Origin of the sequence: Maribacter stanieri (genome assembly GCF_900112245.1) — a bacterium.
Classification (GTDB): Bacteria; Bacteroidota; Bacteroidia; order Flavobacteriales; family Flavobacteriaceae; genus Maribacter; species Maribacter stanieri.
Genome location: NZ_FOYX01000003.1, coordinates 279,863 through 302,757 on the forward strand (window position 1 = coordinate 279,863; position 22,895 = coordinate 302,757).

Sequence of the window (22,895 nt, forward strand, 5' to 3'; positions counted from 1 at the left end):
TATTTCCAATATGTTAATTTCTCCATTTTATAATTCATAACCTTCAGGAGATTTCAAATTAGTTTTATTATAATTCAGGAGTATTATCAAATTTAAATTTCATCATGTATTTTTTCAATATTATCATATGTTTTCTCAACTGTCTTTTTATTTCTGGTGCTTCCATAATATCGGATGCTCTGTAGGCATACTTTATAAAATTACCTCTATACTTTCTAGAGAATTCTTTTTTTATTAGTTTACCTTCATGAAATATAACTTTACTGGCAGGTAATTTTCTAGATTTAATACCCCTGAAGCTGTAAAGTCTATATATTTTTCTTTTAAAAATTATGGCTTCCTCTGTTAAATTTTTTTGTTGTACAGACTCTATACGTTTTGCTTTTATGGAAATGCTCTCTTTCATTTCACGATAAAATCGAGAAACATTTGCGGATTTTATTAAAGTCTTATATCCGTAAAAGTCAAAGCCAAGATATTGTAGAAAGGAGTTTGGAATAAATTTATCTCCATTAATTTTGAAACACTCTAGTCTATTTTCAATAGTTTTAAACCTGAATTTTTCAGTTTTATCCTTAGATATTGTTAATTTAATTTTACTTATTTCTTCTAATACAATATTTTCAGTGAAGTCGATATCTTCATTATTGCAGATAACAACTAAATCATCTGAATACCTACGATAATAGCAATTTTTATTTTTGACTAATTTTTCAATTATATTTTTATCAAAAGGAAGCATATATAGATTAGCTAACATTGCGCTTATTGGAAGTCCTTGGGGAATTCCAGAAATAATACCATCTCTTTTTTTTTGATTTTTATATACCTGAATTTCTGCATTTTTAAAATCTTGATAATTTTCAAATAGTTGAAATTTGCCTTTATTTCTAAGTAAAGCTATCTTCTTTTCATCCAGGTTACCCTTATATCTAACTCGTAAATCATCGTAATAAAAATAACTGTAATTTGTGATAGATTTAAAAACAGCATAGTGGTCTTTAGGTAATGTTTTTGTTCCTAAAATTGAACTCCAAACAAATTTTAATTGTGAATGGTTTAAGGATGGAAAGAAATTTTTTATATCAAAAGCTAAAACAGTACAATCTTTTCTTTCCTTTATTTCATAAAAGACATCTTTGGCAAAATCAACGTTATACTTAAAACGTAAATTATCATGGCTTTTAATTTGCCTATATGCTGTTATACTTTCGTTGAGGTTTTTGTCGGCTTTTAAGTAATCTTCGTATTTCGGCTGTATTATTTTGTGGGAATAGTAAGAATAGATATGTGAATCAATATGTGTAGAGTACATAATAGGTCGCATTTTAGTATTGGCAATTATTTGACCTTTGTCATCTACAGCTTTATGTGATCTTCTTCCTAATTCATTTGAATACTTGTACCTCCTGTTAAATGTTTGCTTTAAAATAAAAGGCGAAAATTTATGAGCTTTAACCTTCTCTTTATTTGATATATAGTTTGAGACCTTCTCTTTATCTTTCTTTTTAATTTGGTTGGTTAAATGGAGATAGCCTCGGTCTTTGAACCAATCTTTGGTTGATAAAGTATTCTTCATAATTTAAAAAAAAGGAAGTCCTTAAAGCTAGTTAACTAAAAGTTCATAACACTATTAAAACTTAGTTGTACCACTAACCGAATTCTCGGTTCACTTTGCGTTGTTACGGTATTTGATACACCAGATAAGTAAAGTCATAATGACACGTATAATCTCTAAACCTTCAAATAGTATGAAAATCTATCGAACATCCTTATATACTTTAATTCTGTTGTTAGTACCTTGGACAGTAAATGTTGAATCCATCGATGGAGTTGACATTTACTGGGCAATGGTACAATAAAATCAATCTACGTATGTATTATCCCTTTTATAATAAAGGTCTGATTGATTGGAATATTAATTCACCACGATACAGTAAATGACACTTTTATATGTAAAGGACTTCCTATTAATTTTATAAAATTAATAAATTTCAGTTTTAAAAACTGTTTTAAATGCATATTTACTTTTGGTATATTTCCTTGTCATTTGTTAAGAATTCACTTGGTAAATATTCTTCCGAAAATTTTTCTTGATAAGCATTATACCATATGACTTTATATAATTCTGTGGGTCACCACTCTTTTCACTATATTTATCTGTGTTTTCATTACTTTTAAATCCACTTAAAATGAAAGCTGGTGTTGTATGTGTCATAGTGGTTCTTGTTGTAGATTTAAAATCATGACCAGCACTTTTAAATTTTTTCCTTTTTTCAAGTTTGAAGGTTTTGAAAAAAACTCTTTTGCCAAATTCATATTTAGATTTATTGTAATTAATTGTTTCATCAATTAATTTTATATGGTCATTTTGCTGTTCTGTGTCTTTATTATGAAAAATTATTTTTTTTAAAGGAATTAAAAAATCTTGAAATAAAAATTTTTCTTCAAAAACCATTCTGTGCTGATTAAAATATGTACACAAGTATTTGGTGTTGCTAGAAATTTTTGCTTCTGATTTTTCTTTGCTATAAAGCACTTTCTTCTTTTCATAGTGAATTTCTTTTATGCACATGAAAGGAGGTATTTGGTTAACATAAACATCCATCTCTCCAGATTCTTCGAAAGCTAGTGGATGTGATTTTAAAGTGACTATATCTCCTATCTTAAAAATTAATTCTGACATTTATAAACCGATTAAAAGTTAAGTTAACAAGTTAAATATTTATATTAAGTTTATATTACGGGAAACCGTATTGCTATTCTTTAAAAAATACAATTCATTCCCCAGCTCTATATTTTCTTAGTTTTTTTTAATAGGATTATATTATATTTAGGATATCAAAAGCAATAGGCGTATTTTATTTGTTGCTTTTAAAAACCCCTTCTCCTAGATAAATTATGATAAAAGCTAAAATTCATGAAAGAGAAAAAGAAAGACTTGCTCTTCTTCAATCTTATTCTATTTTAGATACGCTGCCAGAAAAGGATTATGATAATCTTACCAAGCTTGCAGCAGAAATTTGCCAAACGCCTATTTCATTAATTACATTACTTGACGATAAAAGACAGTGGTTTAAATCTCATTACGGTTTAGAGGTTTCAGAAACACCAATAGAAGATGCTTTTTGTGCTCATGCTATAACTGGGAATGATCCTATTTTTATCACAAAAGATGCTCGAGAAGACAATCGTTTTCATAAAAATCCTTTAGTGACCGGTGAACCCAATATTGTTTTCTATGCAGGTATTCCTTTAAAAAATGCAAATGGGTTGCCATTAGGTACATTGTGTGTCATAGATGATAAACCCAGAACATTAACAGAGAGTCAGAAAGAGTCTCTTAATGTTTTATCTGAACAGGTAATTAATTTACTGGAACTCAGAAAAAACAAATTAGAATTAGAGCGGGCCCATAAAAAATTGAAAAAGTTCTCTAAAAAATTAGAGCGAAAGGTTTTTCAACGTACCAATCAGTTAGAGATAAAGACAATCAAGTTAGAATTGATTAATAATGATTTAGAGTCATTTAACCATATCTGTAGTCATGATTTGCAAGAACCGTTGCGAAAGATTCAAATGTTTATCTCTCAAGTAAGTGATACTGAATTTGATAATTTATCTGAAGAAGGTAAACATAAATTAGAACGCATAGATTTATCTGCGGCACGAATGCGTAATCTTATCCAAGACCTTTTAGCCTACGGTTCTACAGAAACTATTGACAATAGTTTAACTACGGTTTCCTTAAAAAAACTTGTTGATGAAGTTAAAGATGTTTTAAGCGAAGAATTAAAAGAGCACAAAACAGTACTTAGGGTTCAAAAGGATTGTGAGATTACGGTTAGACCTATTCAATTTAAACAGTTGTTGTTTAACCTATTTACGAATGCTATTAAATTCTCTAAAAGAGAAGACAAACCTGTTATAAAAGTTTCCGGTAAAATTGTTGAAGGGTCAGATTACCCTGAGCTTGAATTGGCTGAAGAAAAACGGTATTCTCGTATTCTGGTCTCCGATAACGGTATTGGTTTTGATCAGAAATATGAAAGAAAAGTATTTGAAATATTTCAACGTTTGCATAGCGATGAAGAGTACCAAGGTACAGGTATTGGACTAGCCATTGTAAAAAGAATCATAACCACCCATAACGGACAAATTAGAGTAGAGAGTTCACTTGGTAATGGTGCTACTTTTGAAATTTTTATTCCCCTTGCAGATCAAGCGATTTAAAATATTCTATTACGTCCCCAATATGTTTTTTCTTAGACGATTCACTCAGCCAGCTTGCTTCAAAACCATTAATGGCTAGTTGTTGTATTTGCTCTAAAGTTAAATTCAAAGCTTTAGCGGTCTCATAATAGTTTTCATTCATATAGCCTCCAAAATATGCGGGATCGTCAGAATGTATGGTTGCCATAATTCCTTGATCAAGCATTTTTGCTACAGGATGTTCGTTCATGTGCTGTATCACCTTTAAGGCTACATTACTTGTAGGGCACAGGGTTAAAGCAATTTTCTCGTCAACCAATCTTTTAACTAAAGCTTCATCTGTTAAACAGCGGTTTCCGTGATCTATGCGTTCTACTTTTAAAATATCTAATGCTTCCCAAATATATTCTGACGGACCTTCTTCTCCTGCGTGAGCCACTAATTTATACCCTTGTGCTGCAGATGCCTTAAACACTTTTTCAAATTTACTTGGCGGATTTCCCATTTCTGAAGAATCTAAACCTACTCCATCTATAATATCTTTATATGGTAGTGAAGCTTCTAAGGTCTCAAAAGCGGCCTCTTCGCTTAAGTGTCTTAAGTAGCTCATAATAAGCTTAAAGGAAATATTTAACACACTTTTTCCTTTTTCTAAAGCGCGATAAATTCCCTTAATGACTACATCAAATGATACTCCTCTATCCGTATGAGTCTGTGGATCAAAAAATACTTCTACATGCACAACATTCTGGCTATGAACTTTTGTTAAGTATGCCCAGGTTAAATCAAAGAAATCTTGCTCATGTAATAACACTTGAGCACCAGCATAATAAATGTCCAAAAATTCTTGTAGGTTATTGAACTTATAAGCTTGTTTTACAGATTCAATAGAATCATAGGGTAAAGTAATTTTGTTTCTCTTAGCAATTTCAAACATCAATTCTGGTTCAAAACTACCCTCTAAATGCAAATGGAGTTCTGCTTTAGGGATACCTTGAATAATCTTTAGAAGTTCAGTTGATTGCATATAATATGTTTTGATAAAAGTTATTCTATTTTTTATTTTAGGACTTTGTAAATCTAAATAAAAAATAAGCCAAATACGTTTGGTTTAAAATTCGTAATTATATCAGTAGAAGAATATAAGTATCCTTACAATACATACTTATTAAATATGTCTTCTAGTTCTTTTTCTGGATTGGTACTTATGCCTGATCGTGTTGTTGAGCTTTGTATAACCGTACTTCTACAAGCAGTCAACCATCCAAAACGATCAGATAAATCTAATTTACCTATAGGTCCGCCTTCAGCATTTCCTTCGCAAATCAGTTTCCAAGCTTTTAAATATTCATTCAAAATTTCGTATTCTATTTCTGGAGTAAAAGCATTTAGTTTGGCTTTGTCAATATGATATTTGATGTCTAAAAACTTGGTTCGTTTACAGAATAAAATCACACCTACATTAAAGAATTCTTCTCTTTCTACTTTAGGTACAATTTTTACTATCGCAAATTTGAATGTATGTCTATTTTGCATCTTCAGCTTCTTTAACTAATACATCGATCATTAATAGCTTAGCGGTTATAAATTGAATATAGGCTGCTCTTTTTGCATCGGCACCCAAACTATCAGATTCACTTGTCAACCAATCTTCAGGAATTTTAGATACAATTTCTGTTACTTTTTCAAGGGTTATGAATTTTTGAATTTCAATAGCCGCATCGGGTAGGGTAGTTGCTTGTTGCAATAGTACATGGTCTTTTATAAATGGAAACGTTCTTGTTAAGTGACTTTCCCAAGTATCCCAATTATGATGAAAATAAAAGCTTGCTCCGTTATCGATAACCCATAGTTCATTATGCCAGTACAAGAGATTGGCATTTTTAGCAGTACGATCTATATTACTTATTAAACTGTCTAAAACCACAACCTTTGAAGCGGTCATGGGATCAGCTTTAGAAATTAAGGGATCAAATGTAATGGCGCCCGATAGAAAATGTAAACCCAGATTAAGCCCAACACTAAATTTCAATAAATCTTGAATTTCTTCATCAGGTTCGGTCTGTCTAAAAGAATCTTCTAAATTCATAAAGACCAATTCAGGTACTTTTAAACCAATGGCACGTGCCAATTCTCCACCAATAAATTCAGAGATGAGCGATTTTTTTCCTTGTCCCGATCCTCTAAATTTCAGTACGTATAAAAAATCATCATCTGCTTTAACGATGGCAGGCATAGAACCACCTTCTCGTAAAGGCTGTAAATATTGAACAACATCTACTGTTCTAATATCAATTGTATTCATAATGCTAAGATAGAATTTGTATTCTTATCAAAGCGTATGTGTACTTAAATGACATCTGCAATTTCCTCTAGGAAATAATGTGTTGCCCCAATTATTATGGCTAATCCGATAATTACAGACAAACGAATTAGAGTTGCTTTACTGTGGTCTTGTAGTTTTTTATTTAGATATAATATATCTAATAAAATAAAGGCAAAGGCAATGATAGCGCCAATTATAGCACCAACATACCACAACACAAAATCATGAATACTATTTAAAAATGTAATTCCACTGCTGTCAGATGTAGAAGCTGGTCCAAGTACTATACGCATATGTAAAAAGCCTAAGAGGATTGCAACAATAATCCAACCAAGGTAATTTAGTATTCGTTTAGTCATATTAAATTGCTTTGTTATTACTCTTCTTTATTTTCCAGCGGAGAAATCATAATATGAGCTCTGTGCGTACCAGGATTCATGATCCAAGGGTGATTGGGTGCGGACGGAGTTTCGGGCAATCCAATAGATGCTGAAGTTGCAAATGGCGTGTATATAACATAACGTAGCTTTGCGCCATCTACTTTAGAGGTCTCAGGGCCGTAACTTGTATTAGGGCCATAATAAATATGCAATGCAGAACCTTGAGTGATTTTTATTTTACCAGATTTAACTTCTGCTTCACGAATAGCAAATATTTCATCTGCCGATTTTCCTTCTGCTCTTAAAGCTCTTCCTCTAGCCATAAAAGGTTCTAAGTCTTTATGATAACAAGCAGCATTAAAACCATCTTTTTTAGGGTCATCTGCAAGTACAATATATTCACTATCTCCTTCTTTTAAAGTGACAAATTCACCAGCCATATTATAACCTATGACTTTACTTGTTGCCCTACTTTCTGCGGGAGCAGCCATTAATGCAGTAGCAATAAGGTCTTCATCTGTTTCTATAGGCTTTAATTGCTTGTCAATTTTTGAAACAACTTCTTTCGATTTTTCATTTTCAACGTTTTCTGTTGAAGCTGATTTTGATTTATCTGATGTATTGCAAGAAATTAGTAATCCGCCAAAAATTAATGCTGAGAGTAGTTTTTTCATGAGTTCTGGTTTTATGTGCTAATTAGAGAAAATTAAGGTTTGCTTAATCCCATTAAAAATACATAAACCATTTATAAAAGACTGGTAATTTGATTGATAACTATACGGACATTATAAATTACGTTGATTGTATTTTCTCTTGGTACGTATTAATTTATATTTAAAATCATCATAGAATAAACTTACCAGTAAAATAGCTGCAGCTAGAATTAATGTGTGTAATTTAAAATTGAGATTTACATAGATTATACCCCCTATGATTCCTCCGAGAAAGAAGAAGCAAATAATATATAAACGGAGCTTAATATTAGACTTTAATTTATCTCTATTTGGATGTCTTTTTGGGAAAAATAATTGAGATAGTTCAATGCCCAAATCTGTAAATAATCCTGTAAGGTGAGTAGTTCTTACTACGGCATTAGAAATTTTAGTCACAAAAGAATTCTGAAGTCCCATGGCAAATAATAGAGCACATACAATTATATCAGAATAGTTTATTTCCACCAGAGCACCAATGATAGCAATAGTTATTAGAACAAGACATTCAATGATTGTAGGTAGCACAAAAACATTCATTTTTTTATTTTCTTTATATTTTTCAATTAGAAAACTGGATAGAAATGAACCAAATAGAAATGAAATAATATATAGAAAGTAAATTGTTCCTTTCCAAAATTCGAAATTGAATACATCGCTCATAAACAACGCAAAATGTCCAGTGACATTAGTAGTTAGCTGGTTGTAAGCCAAAAAGCCTGTAACATTTACAATACCCGCAACAAAAGATAAAATGGTGGCAATTTGCAGATTGTGTTTTAATTTTCTGCTTTTGCCTTGATGTCTGAACATTATATTTTTAATTAATTAACTACCAAAAAAATATGCTTGGCAATCCTACTATTTTATGTTTAGCGTTTTGAAAAAGGAGTACTTTTCATGTTTAGTTTATTCAATACATAAATACTAAGACTATGTATAGAAGGGCAGTAAAAAATAGTATTCTACAAAGTTAATATTGTTTGTCTATTTGGTTTAGTTAATCTGCAATAATTCAGAATAAATATTATCTAATTACTTGTTTTAGTAATGTATTTTCTATTCAAGTTATCTGTAGTGGATTTAAGAGAATAAACTGTTTATTTAATCTTTAGAAACAATTAAGATTATTAACCAAATGCATGCTACAATTGATAGTAGAAATCCAAATAAGTATATGGCTGTATTAATTGGATGTCCCAACTTTGTGGTAAAGCCAATACCGGCTAAAAAACAACCATAAATTATTAGTATTAGAGATACAATAATTTTAGACTTCTTATTCAATTTCAAAATACTTTGTATCGTAGAAATAATGAGCTGATTTTGTTTATTCCTTATTTTTTTTATTGATTTTCATTTCAATAGATGCAGATGTATTTGCGTAATTATCCGATAGAATTAAGAGTGTGTAGTTTTCAAGGTCAATAGTGAAATTATCATTTTGCTTAATCTCCGAGCTATAAAAATTAAAGGTGTTTTTGTTGCCTTTGATATCAACTTGTAAAGTATATTGAACATCAGAATAATGGTCTCTATTCTCATATTCTGGCAGGGCATCATAACCCCATTCCTTCATAAAATCTAACAATTCAATTTTTACATTTTCTTCATTGGTTCCAATTGTAAAACTTTTTTTGGTAGAGGATAAGGTAAAAGTATCCCCAAAGGGTGTCTCTATGTTTTCCATGTTCTCTTGTGCATTAATATGTCCCTGCATTAATGAAAATACCATGAACAGAACTGTGTTAATTATTTTAAATTTCATTTTTCAGAATTTCAATATGTCGTTTTAACCGATTTATTTCTAAACTATTAGGCGAACAGAGAGTTGTTTTTATCCTTTGCTAGGTATTGATTTTTTACTTTTTAGTTTGTGCTGTACAATTAACCATAAATAGTTAAAAAAGACAGTCCATGGACTAAGATTAGGATTCGGTTTTTTACCTTGTCCTAGATGTTTTATTTGAGATTCATACCAAATAATATTCATCATACCATCAATTGCTTTTACTCCTGACTTTTTAATGGTTGTTACAAAATCTAATCGACTTTCGTTTAGTATTTCATTTGCTATATTAGGGTATACTGCAAAAGGTCTGGCAATTCCAATAATATCTAATTGATTAGAAGCAACAGCATCTTTCATTACCGAAGTTGTACGAAAACCTCCTGTTAACATTAAGGGAGTGGTTGTTATCTTTCTAACCTTTTCAATATAATCAATAAAATACGCTTCTCTTTTTAATGTACTTTCTTTACGCTTCCCCATCATAGCTGGAGCTTCGTAGGTTCCGCCAGATATTTCTATTAAATCTATTCCTTCCTTTGAAAGTATTTTTACAACCTCCATAGATTCTTCTTCCGAAAACCCTCCTTTTTGAAAATCTGTTGAGTTTAATTTAATTCCGATAGGAAAATCATCTCCAACGTATGCTCTTATTTTTCTATAAACTTCAACAACAAACCTAGCTCTATTTTCTAGGGACCCTCCCCATTTATCTTCTCTAATGTTTGTGTAAGGCGATAAAAACTGACTCACCAAATAACCATGTGCGCCGTGAATCTGAACTCCTGAAAAACCAGCTTCTTTTAAGATGATAGAAGTATTAGCGAAGGCTTCAATAATGTCTAAAATTTCCTTTTCGGTTAAAACCTCAGGCACTTTTTTTGTAGCATTTTTTCTTCCTCCAGACTTCAAAGGAATAGCAGAAGGTGCTTTTAAATTGCTATTGATCAGCTCCATAGCCTGCCTGCCAGGATGATTTATTTGAGCCCATAATTGTGTATTGGTACCATCTACGCTCTGTGCCCATTCCTTAAGAAGATTAAGATTTTGTCTATCTTCAACAACTACATTTCTTGGTTCACCAATAGCATTTGAATCTATCATGATATTACCGGTAATTAATAATCCGGCTCCACCTTTAGACCATACTTTATATGCATTAATAAGAGTAGGGGTTGGCTCATGATATTTATTCGATAAATTTTCACTCATTGCAGATTTAGCAATTCTATTACTTAGAATTACGCCACTGGGTAATATCATTTTGTCCTGTAATGCATTCATAAAATTTGTTGTAAAAGTTTTTAGATAAAATGATATCTATTAAAAGATGGTTTTGCATAATGTGTACACAAAGAAATCTTTAGTTTATGCTTCACTACGAAACTAAGACTTTGTGTTATTAAATAGCTTTAAAGTTTGCATTTCATTGAGGTTACCTATAATACTCCTGATTTATTTTAAAATAATATCATCTTTCGTTTCAAATTGCCCGTCTTTTCCGGCAGATTTAATGGAAAAGCCAATGCCATTGTTTTGATGAGTGTATTTGTATGGTCTGTCCCAAGCATCTGTGTTCCAACCTTGACGCTGTGGATTATTGCCAATTATTTCATTTAGTTCGGTAGGGTAGTGGTCGTACTTTATTTTCCACTTTTCTATCCAATCGGTGATTTCTATTAATTCTTTTTTTGTTTTTTCAGGATAAATAGAAGTGTGCTGATAAATAATAAAGGCAATAACACCAATGCTTACAGTGAATATTAAACAAATAGTTATGATTACACTAGGTTGTAATAGATACTTTTGAAAAGGTCTTTTTTTACCATCTTCTTTTTCAATTAAACTAATGCGCTTTTTGTGCTTATAATCTTCATGAATGAGTCCAAATTCAGCTAATGTTGATAGTATTATTTCTATCATTGAATTATTTCAGATTTGGTTTACCCTATCGGTTTTATTTCTTTTCTGCCTTCTTATAAATCCATTCAACAATAAAGCAAAATACTATAATAGCTAGTGATATAATTACACCGACAAAATTTGAAGTGTACTGTTGATTAATTAAGATTACTGTAGCAACCATACATAAAACAAAACCTATTATTGGAATTGTTTTATTGCTTCCTGTTTCTTTAGATAATCGATAACCAACTAAATTAACAACGGCAAAAATCAGTAAAAAGCCAACACTACCTGCTGTTGATATGCTTTCTAATTGAAGAACGTTTACCAAAATTAATGTAGCAATTGCCGTAATTAATAATCCTATGGGCTGATTCCAAAGTTTTGCCAAAAAGTGATGTGGTAATTCATCGTCTTGTGCTATTTCATAATTCACCTTACTTCCACCGTAAAGAGAGGCATTAATTGCAGAAAAAGTGGAAATTAGGGCAGCGACTGTAATTATAGAAAATCCTATTTTTCCTAGCATTGGTTTTGCCGCCTCTGCTAATACATAATCTTGTGCAGTTGCAATTTTTGAAAAAGGGAGTGAACCTACCGTTACAAAAGCGATTACGATGTATAACACAATAACGAAAATTACAGAATAGTAATAGGCTCTTGGTATATTTTTTTCAGGATTTATAATATCTGGTGCTGCATTTGCAATGAGTTCAAAACCTTCATAAGCGACGAAAATAACCATGCCCCCAGCAAATAATTTGATAGGAGCTTCCCATTGAGAAACTGCTAATTGAGCCACGTTGGGGTTTCCAATTAAACCATAAGCACCAATAAAAATGAAGGAAATAAGAATTACCAATTTAATAATTACTGCGTAAGATTCTATTTTGCCTACAACGGCAATGCTATAGTAATTAATTGCTGTTGCTAAAACAATAATTGCGCTTGCATAAATATGAGAATCAATTACTTTGTCTTGTGTTAGCTCTAATAAATTTGGAGCATAAGACCCAAATGCCGAAGCATAAAGAGAAAGCATGATGATATAACTAATCCATAAAAGATTATTAATGGCACCGCTAAAGACTGTTTTTCCGAAACCCTGATTAATAAATTTAACCGTACCTCCTCTGTCCGGATATTTCTTTGATAGCTTAACATAGCTGTAAGATGTTATTAATGCTAGAATACCGGCAAATAGAAAAGCGATTGGTGTTCCACCTTTTGCTAAGGATACAGCAAGACCAAGGACAGCAAAAATACCACCGCCAACCATACCCCCAATTCCTATGGAAATAGCTTCTTTTAAACCTATTTTTTTATTCATTTGATATTCAATTTTTTATGATTGAAACATAACAGCTTATGTAGTGCCATTTTTTGGATGTAAACAAAAATAGCAGAAAAGGACTAATTCTAGAATTATGCTCTTCACTGCTATTTTATATAAATGATTTAATCCTAATCCTCGGTAAATAATTAATCTAATCAGAAGGCTGAATAACTTTTGAAGAGAATAAATAATCGTAGTAATTGAGTACTAGCACATTTTTAAGATAGCCTTTTTAAGGCTTCAATAATTTCTTCTGGTTCTGAACGGGTTCTATAATCAACATTAACATAGTTCCAGGTAACTACTCCGTCTTGCCCTAATATAAATGTTGCCGGAATTGGTAATACGTTACCGTTACCATTATTTACTATTTCTAAATCTAGCTTTCTATCTACTCGCATATGTTCTGCCAAAAACTCTGGCACTTGCCAAGCAACACCATATTGTAAAGCAACTTTTGCGTCTTGGTCAGACAAAACAATAAAGTCCATCTTACTAATTTCATCTTCTGTCAAAGACCCATCTGGTACTTGTGGGCTAATGGCAACTAATGTAGCGCCTAATGCATAGATATCATCTAGTCTTGCCTGCAATGCTCTAAGCTGTAAGTTGCAATAAGGACACCAATTACCTCTATAAAAAGTAATAACAACAGGACCTTTCTTTAATAATGATTTTAAAACAATTGATTTACCCTCAGCATTAGGCAATTCAAAATCTGGAGCTTTCTGTCCAATTTTTATAGCATCTTTTCCTTTTTCAAATGCTTTTTCTTGTTCAATGATAGCATCAACACCATTCATGAACTCTGGATTGTTTTGTCTTCCAGATTCAATTTTAGCGTCAGTTAACTCTCTTAATTTTTTCATTTAATGGTAAGTTGTTTCTATGTTCTTTTTCTGAATGTCATTTTTTCAATTCGACTCATCTATATCTTCAATAAAATTATTCTTGAAGAAGTTTTTATCTGGTTCTAAGATATTCAATATTGGCGGCTATTATCCCGTAATCATACATTTTAATAAAGGTTTAATATGACTTAGGTATGTCAAAACTGACTATTTTCTTTCTTGAATTGATTTCTACAGTAGTCTCTTCTCCAATAATTTCAAAAACTAGGTACACTATTGAAATTATAGCCTTTGGTAACGTTAGTTAATCCTTTTAAATCCCTCATTTTTCAATTTCCATTTCACAACATTTTTCTCATGTCTGTAAAATCCAGAATCATTTCCTTCGCCATAGCTATTATATGATAGTATTTTTGCTCCAGCGAATATTTTAAATCAATTTTTGCACCTCTGTTTGCGTCTATGGAGAGGTAAGCTTTATCATTGAACAAAGCTTCACTTTTATATAGAGAACCATTTTTTATTTCATAAATTTTTGCTGTTGCATAATGTGTTCCTTGACAATAAGTGCCCCAGCCTAGAATTAGGTAATAGGGTTTATTATCGATATCTATCATTTTTAAATCCGTAATAAAAATATCTCCACCATCTGTTTCATTTAAATCTATAAAATTTATATCCCCGGATGCTGTTTTAAATTGGGCATAAATTACTGAACGATGACAGCAGCCAGTATCTAGTACAGGCCAACTATAGGTCTTAAGTAAGTTATTTGAAGTTTTTCTTATATCTATATGTTTAGATAAGCTATCATAAGGGTTGGCAAAGCTAGAAGTGTCTTTTAAATGTTCTAAGAATCTTTTTTTTATAAATGGAAACATATTGTAGGCAAGTTCATAATCAACTTCCATATAAGCGTTAAAAGAACTGGATAGTAATTCATCAGAATAATTATCGTTCGTTTGTCCTAAAAGCGAATTACTTACAAGGGTTATTAGAACTAAAAATTTGAATTTACTCATTTTTTATAACGGCGATTTGCTATGAACCGTTGCACGTACGAAGGCGGATCGTGTTCGTTTGGTTTTTACATTAAACTTTTGCCATTAGTAAGCCTTTTAGAAATAATCAAGAAACTTCGCCTGCCGGAAACGTAAAACCTAGCTTGTTTTTTTCTTTAAAAGTAAGAAAAGTTTCGATTTTTGTCGATTCGGCAACAATGGTTTCGAGTAGTTTTTATAAAACATGATTACATAAAATAGATTCTTCAAATACTATTTTTTATAAGCTATTTAATAGCTTATATATATCTTGTAGAATTCTTTAATTCTTTTTATTTATGAAAAATTTAGTTTTAATAATAATGGTCATTTTTTGTACGGTTATGACTTATGGGCAAACTGAAATTGTTCCAAAAACCCCCTTCACTAAAACATATTTAGCTGTTTGGCTTGCAGCTAGTGAACACTCATTAGATGTAGCTAAAGCAATGCCAGAAGAACTGTATTCGTATAAACCAACTGCTGTAAGTAAGTCTTTTGGCGAACAAATGGTACATATTGGATACACGGTGGAGCTACTTACAAAACGTTATGTACAAGGAATGGAAGTAAAACCCAATACACCTGATGCTTCGAAGATGACGAAGGCTGAGATTATTGAATTGTTACAAAATGGGTTTGCTTATACTACGAATGTAATCGGCACCATAGAACAAGAACAATTAGATGAGTCTTGTGTAATGTATCATAGTGGTAATACTGTGAGTAGGGCTTTTGCCTTTTTTTATGTACAAGATCATATAACCAACCACAGGGCCAAAGCTAATTTATATCTTCGAATGAATAATATACAACCACCTGAATATACTTGGTAAGCACGCTGCATATACTCATAGAAGTTCGGTTTTATTTGATAAATTATATACGGTGTTAGGTGTAATGTTTTAACGTATTACTTCGTCGACCAATTTACTGTCCACAAACTGCTCAAAACTGACAATTTTGCCATTGTTTAGTTTCCAAATATGGGCAACTCTTGCTTCAAAATACTTGTTCGTTTTTTTATAGGTGCCCGAGTAAGTGCCATAGGCAACTACTTTGTTTTCATTTGCAATATAATCTTCGGGCAAAAATTTATAATCAATCCACTCGCTACCTAAACGCTTAAAAACATTTTCGGTAACACTTTCTAAACCAATATAAGTTCCTGCATAAGGAAAGCCTTTAGCTTCTGTCCAACTGATATTTTTAGCAACATGTTTGGCTAAATTTTTACCGTTTTCTTCTGAAGTTTTACCTTCATAGGTACTTTTTATTATTTCTAAATTTGTCATAGCTTGTTGTTTAAACGAACAACTTGACACTACTAAAAGCAATGTCAAGTTGATAATTGTTATAGGTTTTACCATTTCATTTCTCCTGTGTTCACTTTTGCTCCTAGCATTAAAGCTGCTTCAAAAGTTAAATTTGGATATTTTGATTTTATCGTTGCTATTAACGCTTCAGAAGTTGTGTTGCTTTTTAAGGCTTCTTCATAAAATTGAATGTAATTCTTCGTATGGTTTACAGCATCAATAGTAAAATCTGAATTTGTATTTGCGTGTGCAGGAATTACTATTTCAGGTTTTAAATCACTTATGATATTTAAGATTGATATCCAGTTATTACGTGCCTCTGTTGTTTGTGCATCTGCCATCCATAAATTAAATGTTGTGCCAAAAACATTAATTCCGCCTAAAGCTGTTTTAATTGATGGAATCCATAAAAAGGTTCTTTTTGGGAATTCGTCTAATCCAATGATTTCTAATTTTTCGCCTTCTAACTCAATAGAATTTCCTTTTAAAACTTGAGGTAAAATAACATTAGATGTGATTTTATCGCCTAATCTTTCGCCCCAAACTTCCAATTTTTTTTGAGCGGTCGCTTTAATATGTTCTACTGTTGCAGGCGATGCATAAACCGTCACTTCTGGGAAATATTTTTTGAATATTTCTAATCCGAAATAAAAATCAGGGTCACCATGAGAAACATAAATAGTAGTTAAGGTTTTTCCTGAGTTTTTAATTTCTTGAGTGACTTTTTCTGCCTCTGCCAACGTAAACTGTGCATCTATCAGTACCGCATCGTTTTTACCTGAGATAATTACAGATGCCACACCAAAACTATTTTCTGATGCGTTGTAAACTTGAAGTTTAAATTTGTTAGTTTCTATTGTTTTAAAATTTTGTTCTTGTGCGTTCATTTTGAATAAAATTAAAATTGTGAATAATGCTGTTGAAATAATCGATTTCATTTTTTGTGTTGTTTTTAATGATGGTACAAAGATGCAATGGGTACCTAACACAAAACATTGAACAAGTTCAATAAATGAATTCTTAACAATTATTTACTAGCGATTTTTCGTCTTATTTTACTCAAAAATTCGTGGCTTATGCCCAAGTAAGCGGCTATCTGAACGTTGGTTAATTGTTGAAAGAGGTTGGGATATTTTTCAATAAAGTCCATATAGCGTTGGTCGGCAGTTTTACTCAAATTATCTATCATTCTTCGTTGTAACGCGATATGCGTTTTTTGAGTCATGACTCTAAACAGTTTTTCTATTTTGGGAATGTTATTATAAGCAAATTCTTTATCTTTTTTTGAAATTAATAATACTTCACTATCCTCTAATGCTTGAATGTAAAGTTGTGAAGGTTTTTCATTGGTGAAACTGTCTATATCAGTAATCCACCAACTTTCTTGAGCAAAATAGAGTACTTGTTCAAAGCCATTACTGTCTATATGATATACTCTGAAAAGTCCTTTGATAACAAAGCCTTCAAACTTGCAAATTTCTCCTTCTCGCAAAAGGAAATTTTTTTTATGGACTTCTTTTTGGTTGAATAAGCTAAAAAAGCTATCTAACTCTTTTTTAGAAAGCGTAATATGGTTTAAAATATTTTGTATTAGTAACTCTTTCATATTCGAGGGATTTGTACATTATGCCCAACGCTTAAGCTAAGCGTAGTGCGTAGGCAAGGAAACTTTTCGTTTTCGTCTACACACGAATCTAAAGCTTATCGTTTAGTTTTATTTTTCTTGTCCAAAGTTAAATTCATAAGATTTAGCAACATTATAAATATACTCAGACTTTAGCTTTTAAACCTAAAGTACCCATTACGTTTAGGTTTGTTGTGCTTAATGTTCTCTACACAGTTTACTTCAATTTTTCAAAAAACCTTATCATATCATCAGCTAACAATTTAGGTTGTTCTAGCGCAGGAAAATGACCTCCTTTAGACATTTCTGTCCAATGAACTACGTTGAAGCCTTTTTCAATATAATCTCTTGGTGGTGTAGGAATCTCTTTTGGAAACTTTGCAAAACCAACTGGAGTTTTTATAAAATCATCTTTTTTAAATTTTAGTGGACTATTACTAATCTCGTGATACATTCTAATGGACGAATGTATTGTTTGAGTTAACCAATATAAAGTGACATTTGCCAGTAATTCTTGTTTTGTAAAGCTATTTTCAATATCTCCGTTATTGTCACTCCATGCGTTAAACTTTTCTATTATCCAACCACAAAGTCCAATTGGGGAGTCATTTAATCCATAAGCTAATGACAAAGGTTTTGTGCTATGAAGTGAAGCATAAGCCCCTTCTCGTTCATTCCACATTTGAGTAGCTTTTTGAAATTTCACGATGTGAGTTTCTATATTTTCGTTTTCTTCAGAATATGGTTTATAGGAATCGGATATGTAATTTAAATGTAATCCGATAATGCTTTTAGGATATTTTTGAGCAATTTTTATACTAATTCCTGCACCAATATCACCACCTTGAACTCCATATTTATTGTACCCAAGTTTAAGCATAAGTTTATGCCATAATTCTGCGTTATATCCATAATCACTTCCATTTTCCGTTGGTTTTTTTGAAAATCCGAAGCCAATAATTGAAGGTACAACCAAATCAAAAGGTGATTCTTCTGACTCTGTTAGATGTGGTATGATTTTAAGCATTTCAAGAAATGAACCAGGCCAGCCGTGTGTTATGATTATTGGGATGGCATTTTTCTTATTACTTTTTATATGAAGAAAATGGATTTGATTGCCATCAACATCTGCGATAAAATTCGGAAAAGAATTTATTTCTTTTTCTATTATTCTCCAGTCAAACTCTTCTAGCCAATAGTCAGCTAGTTCTTTTATGTAAGAAAGGCTTGTACCATACTTCCAATCTGAATTTTTAATTTCATCTGGCCACCTAACTTTTTTGATTCTATCATTTAAATCATCAAGTTCAGATTGAGGAATGTTTACCTTAAATTTTTCTATCATCTAGATTTTCAACATTTTGCACAACGCTTGAGCTATGAACAGTACGGGAGCAAACTAGAGTTTACTTTCCGCCAAGCACATAGTAAAATCTTTTTTTCTTTTCCTTGTTTAAAGCAAAAATTGAATATTTCGCTAACGCGTAATTTTCAATTTTGCGGACTTCATAAAAATACACAAACCTTTCGTTTAAGCCCGTAGCCCGTATTTATTATACGTTGTGTTGTACGCTGGCATTTACGTCTGAGTGCGTTATTTCAATTACTTTTTAGTTTTTCAGCTACTTCATCATAATATTCTTGTGTAACTACTTCAGTCCAAGAAGTTGGTTGTCCACCACCATATAAAGCCAAATATGTTACATCACTAAGCTTTGAAGAGGAATGCCAATGTTCGATATCTTTCTCACATTTAATTACATCTCCTTCTTTCAAAATAACAGGCTCATTTCCTCTCTCCTGATAATAGGCTTCTCCATCTACAATTATTAAGACTTGCGCCGTTCCATGTTTATGCCAGTCCAAGGTTGAGTTTGCTTTAAAAGTTGCTTTTGTAATATTATAACCCAATTCCTCATCATCGTGAATAATGGCAGTCAACCAAGCTTCTCCGATATAATGAGTATTTGGCGCTTTTGTTCCATCCGTTAGATATGAAAATACCTTGTAATCTGAGTTTTGGGAAAATACAGATACAGAGGTTAAAATTAATAGGAGGAAAATTAGTTTTTTCATTTTCTTAATGTTTAAATATTCCTTGTTTGTTCCGAATTTTCATGCTTGCGTACAGCGTGTTTACTTGCGAGGATTTTCCGCAGGAAAATCAGATGTAGCAAAACAGGACTAATCGCTGGTTTAAGCACAGAACCAAGCATTAATTTTATACTTTGTTGTGGGTAGTTTTTATTCGGTCAACTATTTCCGATGTCACTTTATTAAAATTAGAATTCACTTCATTTTTAAATTCACTATTAGCATTATTTCCATCAATATTGTTTGCTCCCCATTTATAAATTTCAATAACAATCGGAATTAAATCAATTCCTTTTTCTGTTAACGAATACAGATATGAAGATTTATTATTCCTATCAACTTCTTTTTTTACAATATCATTTTCAAGTAGTCGATTTAATCGGTCAGCAAGAATATTTGTAGATATTTTTTCAACTGTTACTAACTCGTTAAAGTGTCTGTTGTTAAAGAAAATAAAATCTCTTAAAATTAGTAAAGTCCATTTGTCTCCAAAAATGTCAAGCGATAAGCTAATTGGACAGTCCGACCTTCTTTCAATCTGTTTCATATGCAAATATATAAAAATGCACTTGTAAAATAAAAGTACTTTTATATATTTGCACTTGTAATTCGCAAGCACTATTAATATTTTAAAATTAAATTATGTCATACACAACAATGGTTTCTATTAATGGAACTACACAACAAGTATTCAATGCTATTTCACAACACGTCCAAAAATGGTGGGGAAATACAGATAATTCAGTTTCTTCAGTTGGTGATGAATTCACAACAAGTTTTGATAGTACTTATTGGAAGTTTAAAATCTCCGAATTTGAACCTAATAGAAAAATAGTATGGAAATGTATTGAGGCTAAACATATTCACAATGGTTATGAAGGAATTGAAAAAGAGTGGGAAGGAACTCTTGTTGAATGGGTTTTGGAAGAAAAAGGTCAAAACGAAACAATTCTAAATTTCGCACATAATGGATTAGTTTCTGAGTTAAACTGTTATGTAATTTGTTTTCCGGCTTGGGAAAGATTTGTAACTCAAAGTTTAAAGAGTTTTGTTGAAACTGGAACTGGAATGCCTCATCTTTCTTAAATTACCCACAACGCCTGAGCTATGAACAGTACGGGAGCAAACTAGCGTTTGCTTTCCGTCATGCACATAGCAAAATCTTTTTGTTTTGTTTTTTCTTTTCCTTGTCAAAGCTATCCCGACGCTTCGGGACAAAAGATTTAGCGACATCATAAAAATACACAAACCTTCCGTTTAAGTCCGATGCTCGTATTGTTTATAGGTTTTGTTGTGCTTTCGTTATATATTTTTATTTGTTCCTAAACCCTCAAGTTGTATTTTTTAATAATTATTTTATTCGTAAGCCAATATTGTTTCGTCTAGCATTGGAAGAATCTCCTGAATCTTTCTTGTCCCATTCTGCAATTGTTCTAATGTGCTTTCTTGGTTTTTGATGTTTGTTTTGAGAGAAGTAAGAAAATATTGGTCGGATTTGAGATGCTCATAGTCTGCAGGTACTCCTTGTTTACTCCAATTATAATCGAGAAAATGGTTGCGAACATAGGGAAGGTATACTGTTATGAATTCGTAGTCGTCGTCTGCGGTATCATTATTTATCCTTTTTGTAAAGTTGGTGTAGTAGTTTATCAATTCATTTCTGAGTTCTTGATTCTTTAACTGCTCTAATCCGAATCTCTTCATCAATTGATAACCATTGTCGACAAGAACTATTCGTCTGGCTATCATTACTCTTCCAAGATGGTACTCGATAGAGTCATATGGAATATTTCTACTTTCTAATTCATGGATGACTGTGTACTGGATATTGATATCCTCCGACTTTAAGATGCGAGTATCACGAATGCTAAGACTATCGCTAATTAGATTACTGCGTATCTCGTTTAGTGTTTTCAAGATTTCTCCGTCAACTTTCCCTTGTTCGTTCCAATTATTAATTTGAAGAGCTATCAAAATCCCAATAACCACAAGCACAATTTCTCCAACTGCATATTTAAAGTACTTTCCAGTTTTTCCATCTGAAAGTAGATTTTGCCTAATTTTTCTAAAGAATTTTATCATTTGGTAATTGGTTGGTCATAATGAAGCACAACGTCTGAGCTAAGCGTAGTGCGGTTTTAGAGAAGCGATTCCCATTGCGCCATAACCCGTAGCTAAAGCTTATTGATTAGTTTTATTTTTTATTTCTCAAAGCTAAATCCATAAGATTTAGCGACCTTATAAATATACAAGGACCTTTCGGTTTAACCCTAAAGTCCGCATTACATTTAGGTTTTGTTGTAATGCGTTTTTTCTTCATTCAAGTATTTTCGTAATTTTCTAAATAACATTTTCTCCTGAACTCTATAAATAAACCAGAACCATAAAAGTCCAAATGGAATCAACAACAAAAGATAAATTGGGAAGTCCGACTGAGTGGCAAGTCCAGCAACACACATTGTAGTCAGAATAATTAGAAAAAAATAAAATTCAATTCGCACCTTAGTTTTCAATAGCACGTGAGTTTTATATTCTCCCTTCCGTGTCAATTCCGCAAACCCTTTAATTCCATCCACAGCGGTTGGAAATCCTCTAAATATCAATGTGCCTAACGACCATTTTGCGAAAAACTCAAAGCGATTGTATTCTGACCATTTAGTCCTAAATTTCTTGTCATTATTTAAGTGAATCTTTTCATTTAATTCGTCGATAGTTCCATTAAAAATGAATTCTTCTTTGAGTAAAATTGGGTCCAGAAATTTTTCCATTAAGAATTAATTGAGTTTCATTCAATGATATTTCGATGAATAAAGGTGTTATAAATGTGAGTTTTATAATCGCGCTTATCAATGATTGTATCAATTTTTTTTTCAAAATCAATTTCAAAAACACCGTAGTCTGATTTAGCAATATGTACTTTAAATGATTCTTTTAATTTCAGTTTTTTCTTTTTAATGCTTTTTGCGGGTATCTGTTTCAGTTTATGAATTACACTATCATTTTTAATGAAATAAAAATAAACAATGTCAATTCTACCGGACTTTCCTTTTGTAACGTTTTCCTTTAATTTTTCAATCGTAGCAAATGTTTTAAAAGCTCCTTTCTTTAATTTATTTTGTCGATAAACTCGAACTCCATAAATAAGCAAAAAAAAGACTCCTAAGAGCGAAAGTGTTATTATCGGAGTTAGTTTAAATTTTATTTTCAATAGTTTTTCTTTACTATAAGCCAAAATGCATTACAACGGTTTAGCTATGAACAGTACGGGAGCAAACGAGCGTTTGCTTTCCGCCATGCACTTAGCGAAATCTT

Annotated in this window: 26 protein-coding genes; 3 read left to right on the forward strand and 23 right to left on the reverse strand. The window is 31.7% G+C overall.

The features are described from left to right. Positions 1–67: 67 nt before the first annotated feature. On the reverse strand, positions 68–1,579 hold the full coding sequence (locus tag BM296_RS15050; protein ID WP_091904158.1) for a reverse transcriptase domain-containing protein: 1,512 nt from the start codon (positions 1,577–1,579) through the stop codon (positions 68–70). A gap of 474 nt (positions 1,580–2,053) precedes the next feature. Continuing rightward, a complete protein-coding gene (locus BM296_RS15055; protein WP_091904160.1) occupies positions 2,054–2,686 on the reverse strand; it encodes a hypothetical protein in 633 nt (210 codons plus the stop codon). 215 nt (positions 2,687–2,901) lie between these two features. Between BM296_RS15055 and BM296_RS15060 the strand changes: the two genes are divergently transcribed. Then, the gene (locus BM296_RS15060; protein WP_091904162.1) at positions 2,902–4,233 is read left to right on the forward strand and encodes a GAF domain-containing sensor histidine kinase; all 1,332 of its coding nucleotides are present in this window, start codon (positions 2,902–2,904) and stop codon (positions 4,231–4,233) included. Here BM296_RS15060 and BM296_RS15065 read toward each other — a convergent pair. From BM296_RS15065 to BM296_RS15120, 12 genes are all read right to left on the reverse strand, one after another. Beyond that, the gene (locus BM296_RS15065) at positions 4,205–5,239 is read right to left on the reverse strand and encodes an adenosine deaminase (protein WP_091904163.1); all 1,035 of its coding nucleotides are present in this window, start codon (positions 5,237–5,239) and stop codon (positions 4,205–4,207) included. The genes BM296_RS15060 and BM296_RS15065 overlap by 29 nt on opposite strands. A 125-nt stretch (positions 5,240–5,364) precedes the next feature. Then, positions 5,365–5,748 (reverse strand): DUF3037 domain-containing protein, encoded by a 384-nt coding sequence (locus BM296_RS15070; RefSeq protein WP_091904165.1) that lies wholly within the window; start codon positions 5,746–5,748, stop codon positions 5,365–5,367. Then, entirely contained in the window at positions 5,738–6,517 is a 780-nt protein-coding gene (locus tag BM296_RS15075) for a HipA family kinase (RefSeq protein ID WP_091904167.1), read from the reverse strand. The genes BM296_RS15070 and BM296_RS15075 overlap by 11 nt, the downstream gene beginning before the upstream one ends. Before the next feature lie 44 nt (positions 6,518–6,561). Continuing rightward, the gene (locus BM296_RS15080) at positions 6,562–6,897 is read right to left on the reverse strand and encodes a hypothetical protein (RefSeq protein ID WP_143099085.1); all 336 of its coding nucleotides are present in this window, start codon (positions 6,895–6,897) and stop codon (positions 6,562–6,564) included. 17 nt (positions 6,898–6,914) lie between these two features. Then, complete coding sequence (locus BM296_RS15085) at positions 6,915–7,592, reverse strand: hypothetical protein (RefSeq protein ID WP_091904171.1); 678 nt, start codon at positions 7,590–7,592, stop codon at positions 6,915–6,917. Between the two features lie 111 nt (positions 7,593–7,703). Continuing rightward, the gene (locus BM296_RS15090; protein WP_091904173.1) at positions 7,704–8,441 is read right to left on the reverse strand and encodes a YoaK family protein; all 738 of its coding nucleotides are present in this window, start codon (positions 8,439–8,441) and stop codon (positions 7,704–7,706) included. 517 nt (positions 8,442–8,958) lie between these two features. Beyond that, on the reverse strand, positions 8,959–9,396 hold the full coding sequence (locus tag BM296_RS15095; RefSeq protein ID WP_143099086.1) for a hypothetical protein: 438 nt from the start codon (positions 9,394–9,396) through the stop codon (positions 8,959–8,961). A 69-nt stretch (positions 9,397–9,465) separates the two neighbouring features. Continuing rightward, complete coding sequence (locus BM296_RS15100; RefSeq protein WP_091904178.1) at positions 9,466–10,701, reverse strand: NADH:flavin oxidoreductase/NADH oxidase family protein; 1,236 nt, start codon at positions 10,699–10,701, stop codon at positions 9,466–9,468. A 171-nt stretch (positions 10,702–10,872) separates the two neighbouring features. Continuing rightward, a complete protein-coding gene (locus BM296_RS15105) occupies positions 10,873–11,340 on the reverse strand; it encodes a type II secretion system protein GspG (protein WP_091904180.1) in 468 nt (155 codons plus the stop codon). A gap of 34 nt (positions 11,341–11,374) precedes the next feature. After that, positions 11,375–12,652 carry an APC family permease gene (locus tag BM296_RS15110; RefSeq protein ID WP_091904182.1) on the reverse strand — a complete coding sequence of 426 codons (1,278 nt, stop codon included), beginning with the start codon at positions 12,650–12,652 and terminating at the stop codon, positions 11,375–11,377. A 224-nt stretch (positions 12,653–12,876) separates the two neighbouring features. Next, the gene (locus tag BM296_RS15115) at positions 12,877–13,527 is read right to left on the reverse strand and encodes a peroxiredoxin-like family protein (protein ID WP_091904184.1); all 651 of its coding nucleotides are present in this window, start codon (positions 13,525–13,527) and stop codon (positions 12,877–12,879) included. Positions 13,528–13,850: 323 nt separating this feature from the next. Further along, positions 13,851–14,531 (reverse strand): hypothetical protein, encoded by a 681-nt coding sequence (locus tag BM296_RS15120; RefSeq protein WP_091904186.1) that lies wholly within the window; start codon positions 14,529–14,531, stop codon positions 13,851–13,853. Positions 14,532–14,848: 317 nt separating this feature from the next. On the opposite strand from BM296_RS15120, the gene BM296_RS15125 reads away from it, so the two are divergent. Further along, positions 14,849–15,385, forward strand: coding sequence for a DinB family protein (locus BM296_RS15125; protein ID WP_091904188.1), 537 nt, complete (start codon positions 14,849–14,851; stop codon positions 15,383–15,385). A 69-nt stretch (positions 15,386–15,454) separates the two neighbouring features. Here BM296_RS15125 and BM296_RS15130 read toward each other — a convergent pair whose 3' ends face one another. The 6 genes from BM296_RS15130 to BM296_RS15155 form a co-directional block, all read right to left on the reverse strand. Next, entirely contained in the window at positions 15,455–15,844 is a 390-nt protein-coding gene (locus BM296_RS15130) for a nuclear transport factor 2 family protein (protein WP_027066646.1), read from the reverse strand. 68 nt (positions 15,845–15,912) lie between these two features. Next, positions 15,913–16,752 (reverse strand): MBL fold metallo-hydrolase, encoded by an 840-nt coding sequence (locus tag BM296_RS15135; RefSeq protein WP_245787031.1) that lies wholly within the window; start codon positions 16,750–16,752, stop codon positions 15,913–15,915. Positions 16,753–16,892: 140 nt separating this feature from the next. After that, positions 16,893–17,471 (reverse strand): Crp/Fnr family transcriptional regulator, encoded by a 579-nt coding sequence (locus tag BM296_RS15140; protein WP_091904192.1) that lies wholly within the window; start codon positions 17,469–17,471, stop codon positions 16,893–16,895. Between the two features lie 235 nt (positions 17,472–17,706). Then, positions 17,707–18,834, reverse strand: coding sequence for an epoxide hydrolase family protein (locus tag BM296_RS15145; protein WP_091904194.1), 1,128 nt, complete (start codon positions 18,832–18,834; stop codon positions 17,707–17,709). A 254-nt stretch (positions 18,835–19,088) separates the two neighbouring features. Then, the gene (locus BM296_RS15150; RefSeq protein WP_091904197.1) at positions 19,089–19,565 is read right to left on the reverse strand and encodes a cupin domain-containing protein; all 477 of its coding nucleotides are present in this window, start codon (positions 19,563–19,565) and stop codon (positions 19,089–19,091) included. Between the two features lie 145 nt (positions 19,566–19,710). Continuing rightward, positions 19,711–20,130, reverse strand: a complete 420-nt coding sequence (locus BM296_RS15155; protein WP_091904199.1) for a winged helix-turn-helix transcriptional regulator — start codon at positions 20,128–20,130, stop codon at positions 19,711–19,713. 95 nt (positions 20,131–20,225) lie between these two features. Between BM296_RS15155 and BM296_RS15160 the strand changes: the two genes are divergently transcribed. Next, positions 20,226–20,669, forward strand: a complete 444-nt coding sequence (locus BM296_RS15160; RefSeq protein ID WP_143099087.1) for an SRPBCC family protein — start codon at positions 20,226–20,228, stop codon at positions 20,667–20,669. Between the two features lie 270 nt (positions 20,670–20,939). Here BM296_RS15160 and BM296_RS15165 read toward each other — a convergent pair whose 3' ends face one another. The 3 genes from BM296_RS15165 to BM296_RS15175 all read right to left on the reverse strand — a co-directional run bounded on the left by BM296_RS15165 (position 20,940) and on the right by BM296_RS15175 (position 22,815). Beyond that, positions 20,940–21,665 (reverse strand): DUF6090 family protein, encoded by a 726-nt coding sequence (locus BM296_RS15165; protein ID WP_091904203.1) that lies wholly within the window; start codon positions 21,663–21,665, stop codon positions 20,940–20,942. A gap of 206 nt (positions 21,666–21,871) precedes the next feature. Continuing rightward, positions 21,872–22,351 carry a hypothetical protein gene (locus BM296_RS15170; protein ID WP_091904205.1) on the reverse strand — a complete coding sequence of 160 codons (480 nt, stop codon included), beginning with the start codon at positions 22,349–22,351 and terminating at the stop codon, positions 21,872–21,874. Positions 22,352–22,368: 17 nt separating this feature from the next. Beyond that, the gene (locus BM296_RS15175) at positions 22,369–22,815 is read right to left on the reverse strand and encodes a hypothetical protein (protein WP_091904207.1); all 447 of its coding nucleotides are present in this window, start codon (positions 22,813–22,815) and stop codon (positions 22,369–22,371) included. Positions 22,816–22,895: the final 80 nt, after the last annotated feature.

Bases quoted from the DNA above. Each gene is read 5' to 3' on its own strand.
- BM296_RS15050 (WP_091904158.1), bottom strand. From the start codon at position 1,579: ATGAAGAATACTTTATCAACCAAAGATTGGTTCAAAGACCGAGGCTAT.
- BM296_RS15055 (WP_091904160.1), bottom strand. From the start codon at position 2,686: ATGTCAGAATTAATTTTTAAGATAGGAGATATAGTCACTTTAAAATCA.
- BM296_RS15060 (WP_091904162.1), top strand. From the start codon at position 2,902: ATGATAAAAGCTAAAATTCATGAAAGAGAAAAAGAAAGACTTGCTCTT.
- BM296_RS15065 (WP_091904163.1), bottom strand. From the start codon at position 5,239: ATGCAATCAACTGAACTTCTAAAGATTATTCAAGGTATCCCTAAAGCA.
- BM296_RS15070 (WP_091904165.1), bottom strand. From the start codon at position 5,748: ATGCAAAATAGACATACATTCAAATTTGCGATAGTAAAAATTGTACCT.
- BM296_RS15075 (WP_091904167.1), bottom strand. From the start codon at position 6,517: ATGAATACAATTGATATTAGAACAGTAGATGTTGTTCAATATTTACAG.
- BM296_RS15080 (WP_143099085.1), bottom strand. From the start codon at position 6,897: ATGACTAAACGAATACTAAATTACCTTGGTTGGATTATTGTTGCAATC.
- BM296_RS15085 (WP_091904171.1), bottom strand. From the start codon at position 7,592: ATGAAAAAACTACTCTCAGCATTAATTTTTGGCGGATTACTAATTTCT.
- BM296_RS15090 (WP_091904173.1), bottom strand. From the start codon at position 8,441: ATGTTCAGACATCAAGGCAAAAGCAGAAAATTAAAACACAATCTGCAA.
- BM296_RS15095 (WP_143099086.1), bottom strand. From the start codon at position 9,396: ATGAAATTTAAAATAATTAACACAGTTCTGTTCATGGTATTTTCATTA.
- BM296_RS15100 (WP_091904178.1), bottom strand. From the start codon at position 10,701: ATGAATGCATTACAGGACAAAATGATATTACCCAGTGGCGTAATTCTA.
- BM296_RS15105 (WP_091904180.1), bottom strand. From the start codon at position 11,340: ATGATAGAAATAATACTATCAACATTAGCTGAATTTGGACTCATTCAT.
- BM296_RS15110 (WP_091904182.1), bottom strand. From the start codon at position 12,652: ATGAATAAAAAAATAGGTTTAAAAGAAGCTATTTCCATAGGAATTGGG.
- BM296_RS15115 (WP_091904184.1), bottom strand. From the start codon at position 13,527: ATGAAAAAATTAAGAGAGTTAACTGACGCTAAAATTGAATCTGGAAGA.
- BM296_RS15120 (WP_091904186.1), bottom strand. From the start codon at position 14,531: ATGAGTAAATTCAAATTTTTAGTTCTAATAACCCTTGTAAGTAATTCG.
- BM296_RS15125 (WP_091904188.1), top strand. From the start codon at position 14,849: ATGAAAAATTTAGTTTTAATAATAATGGTCATTTTTTGTACGGTTATG.
- BM296_RS15130 (WP_027066646.1), bottom strand. From the start codon at position 15,844: ATGACAAATTTAGAAATAATAAAAAGTACCTATGAAGGTAAAACTTCA.
- BM296_RS15135 (WP_245787031.1), bottom strand. From the start codon at position 16,752: ATGAACGCACAAGAACAAAATTTTAAAACAATAGAAACTAACAAATTT.
- BM296_RS15140 (WP_091904192.1), bottom strand. From the start codon at position 17,471: ATGAAAGAGTTACTAATACAAAATATTTTAAACCATATTACGCTTTCT.
- BM296_RS15145 (WP_091904194.1), bottom strand. From the start codon at position 18,834: ATGATAGAAAAATTTAAGGTAAACATTCCTCAATCTGAACTTGATGAT.
- BM296_RS15150 (WP_091904197.1), bottom strand. From the start codon at position 19,565: ATGAAAAAACTAATTTTCCTCCTATTAATTTTAACCTCTGTATCTGTA.
- BM296_RS15155 (WP_091904199.1), bottom strand. From the start codon at position 20,130: ATGAAACAGATTGAAAGAAGGTCGGACTGTCCAATTAGCTTATCGCTT.
- BM296_RS15160 (WP_143099087.1), top strand. From the start codon at position 20,226: ATGTCATACACAACAATGGTTTCTATTAATGGAACTACACAACAAGTA.
- BM296_RS15165 (WP_091904203.1), bottom strand. From the start codon at position 21,665: ATGATAAAATTCTTTAGAAAAATTAGGCAAAATCTACTTTCAGATGGA.
- BM296_RS15170 (WP_091904205.1), bottom strand. From the start codon at position 22,351: ATGGAAAAATTTCTGGACCCAATTTTACTCAAAGAAGAATTCATTTTT.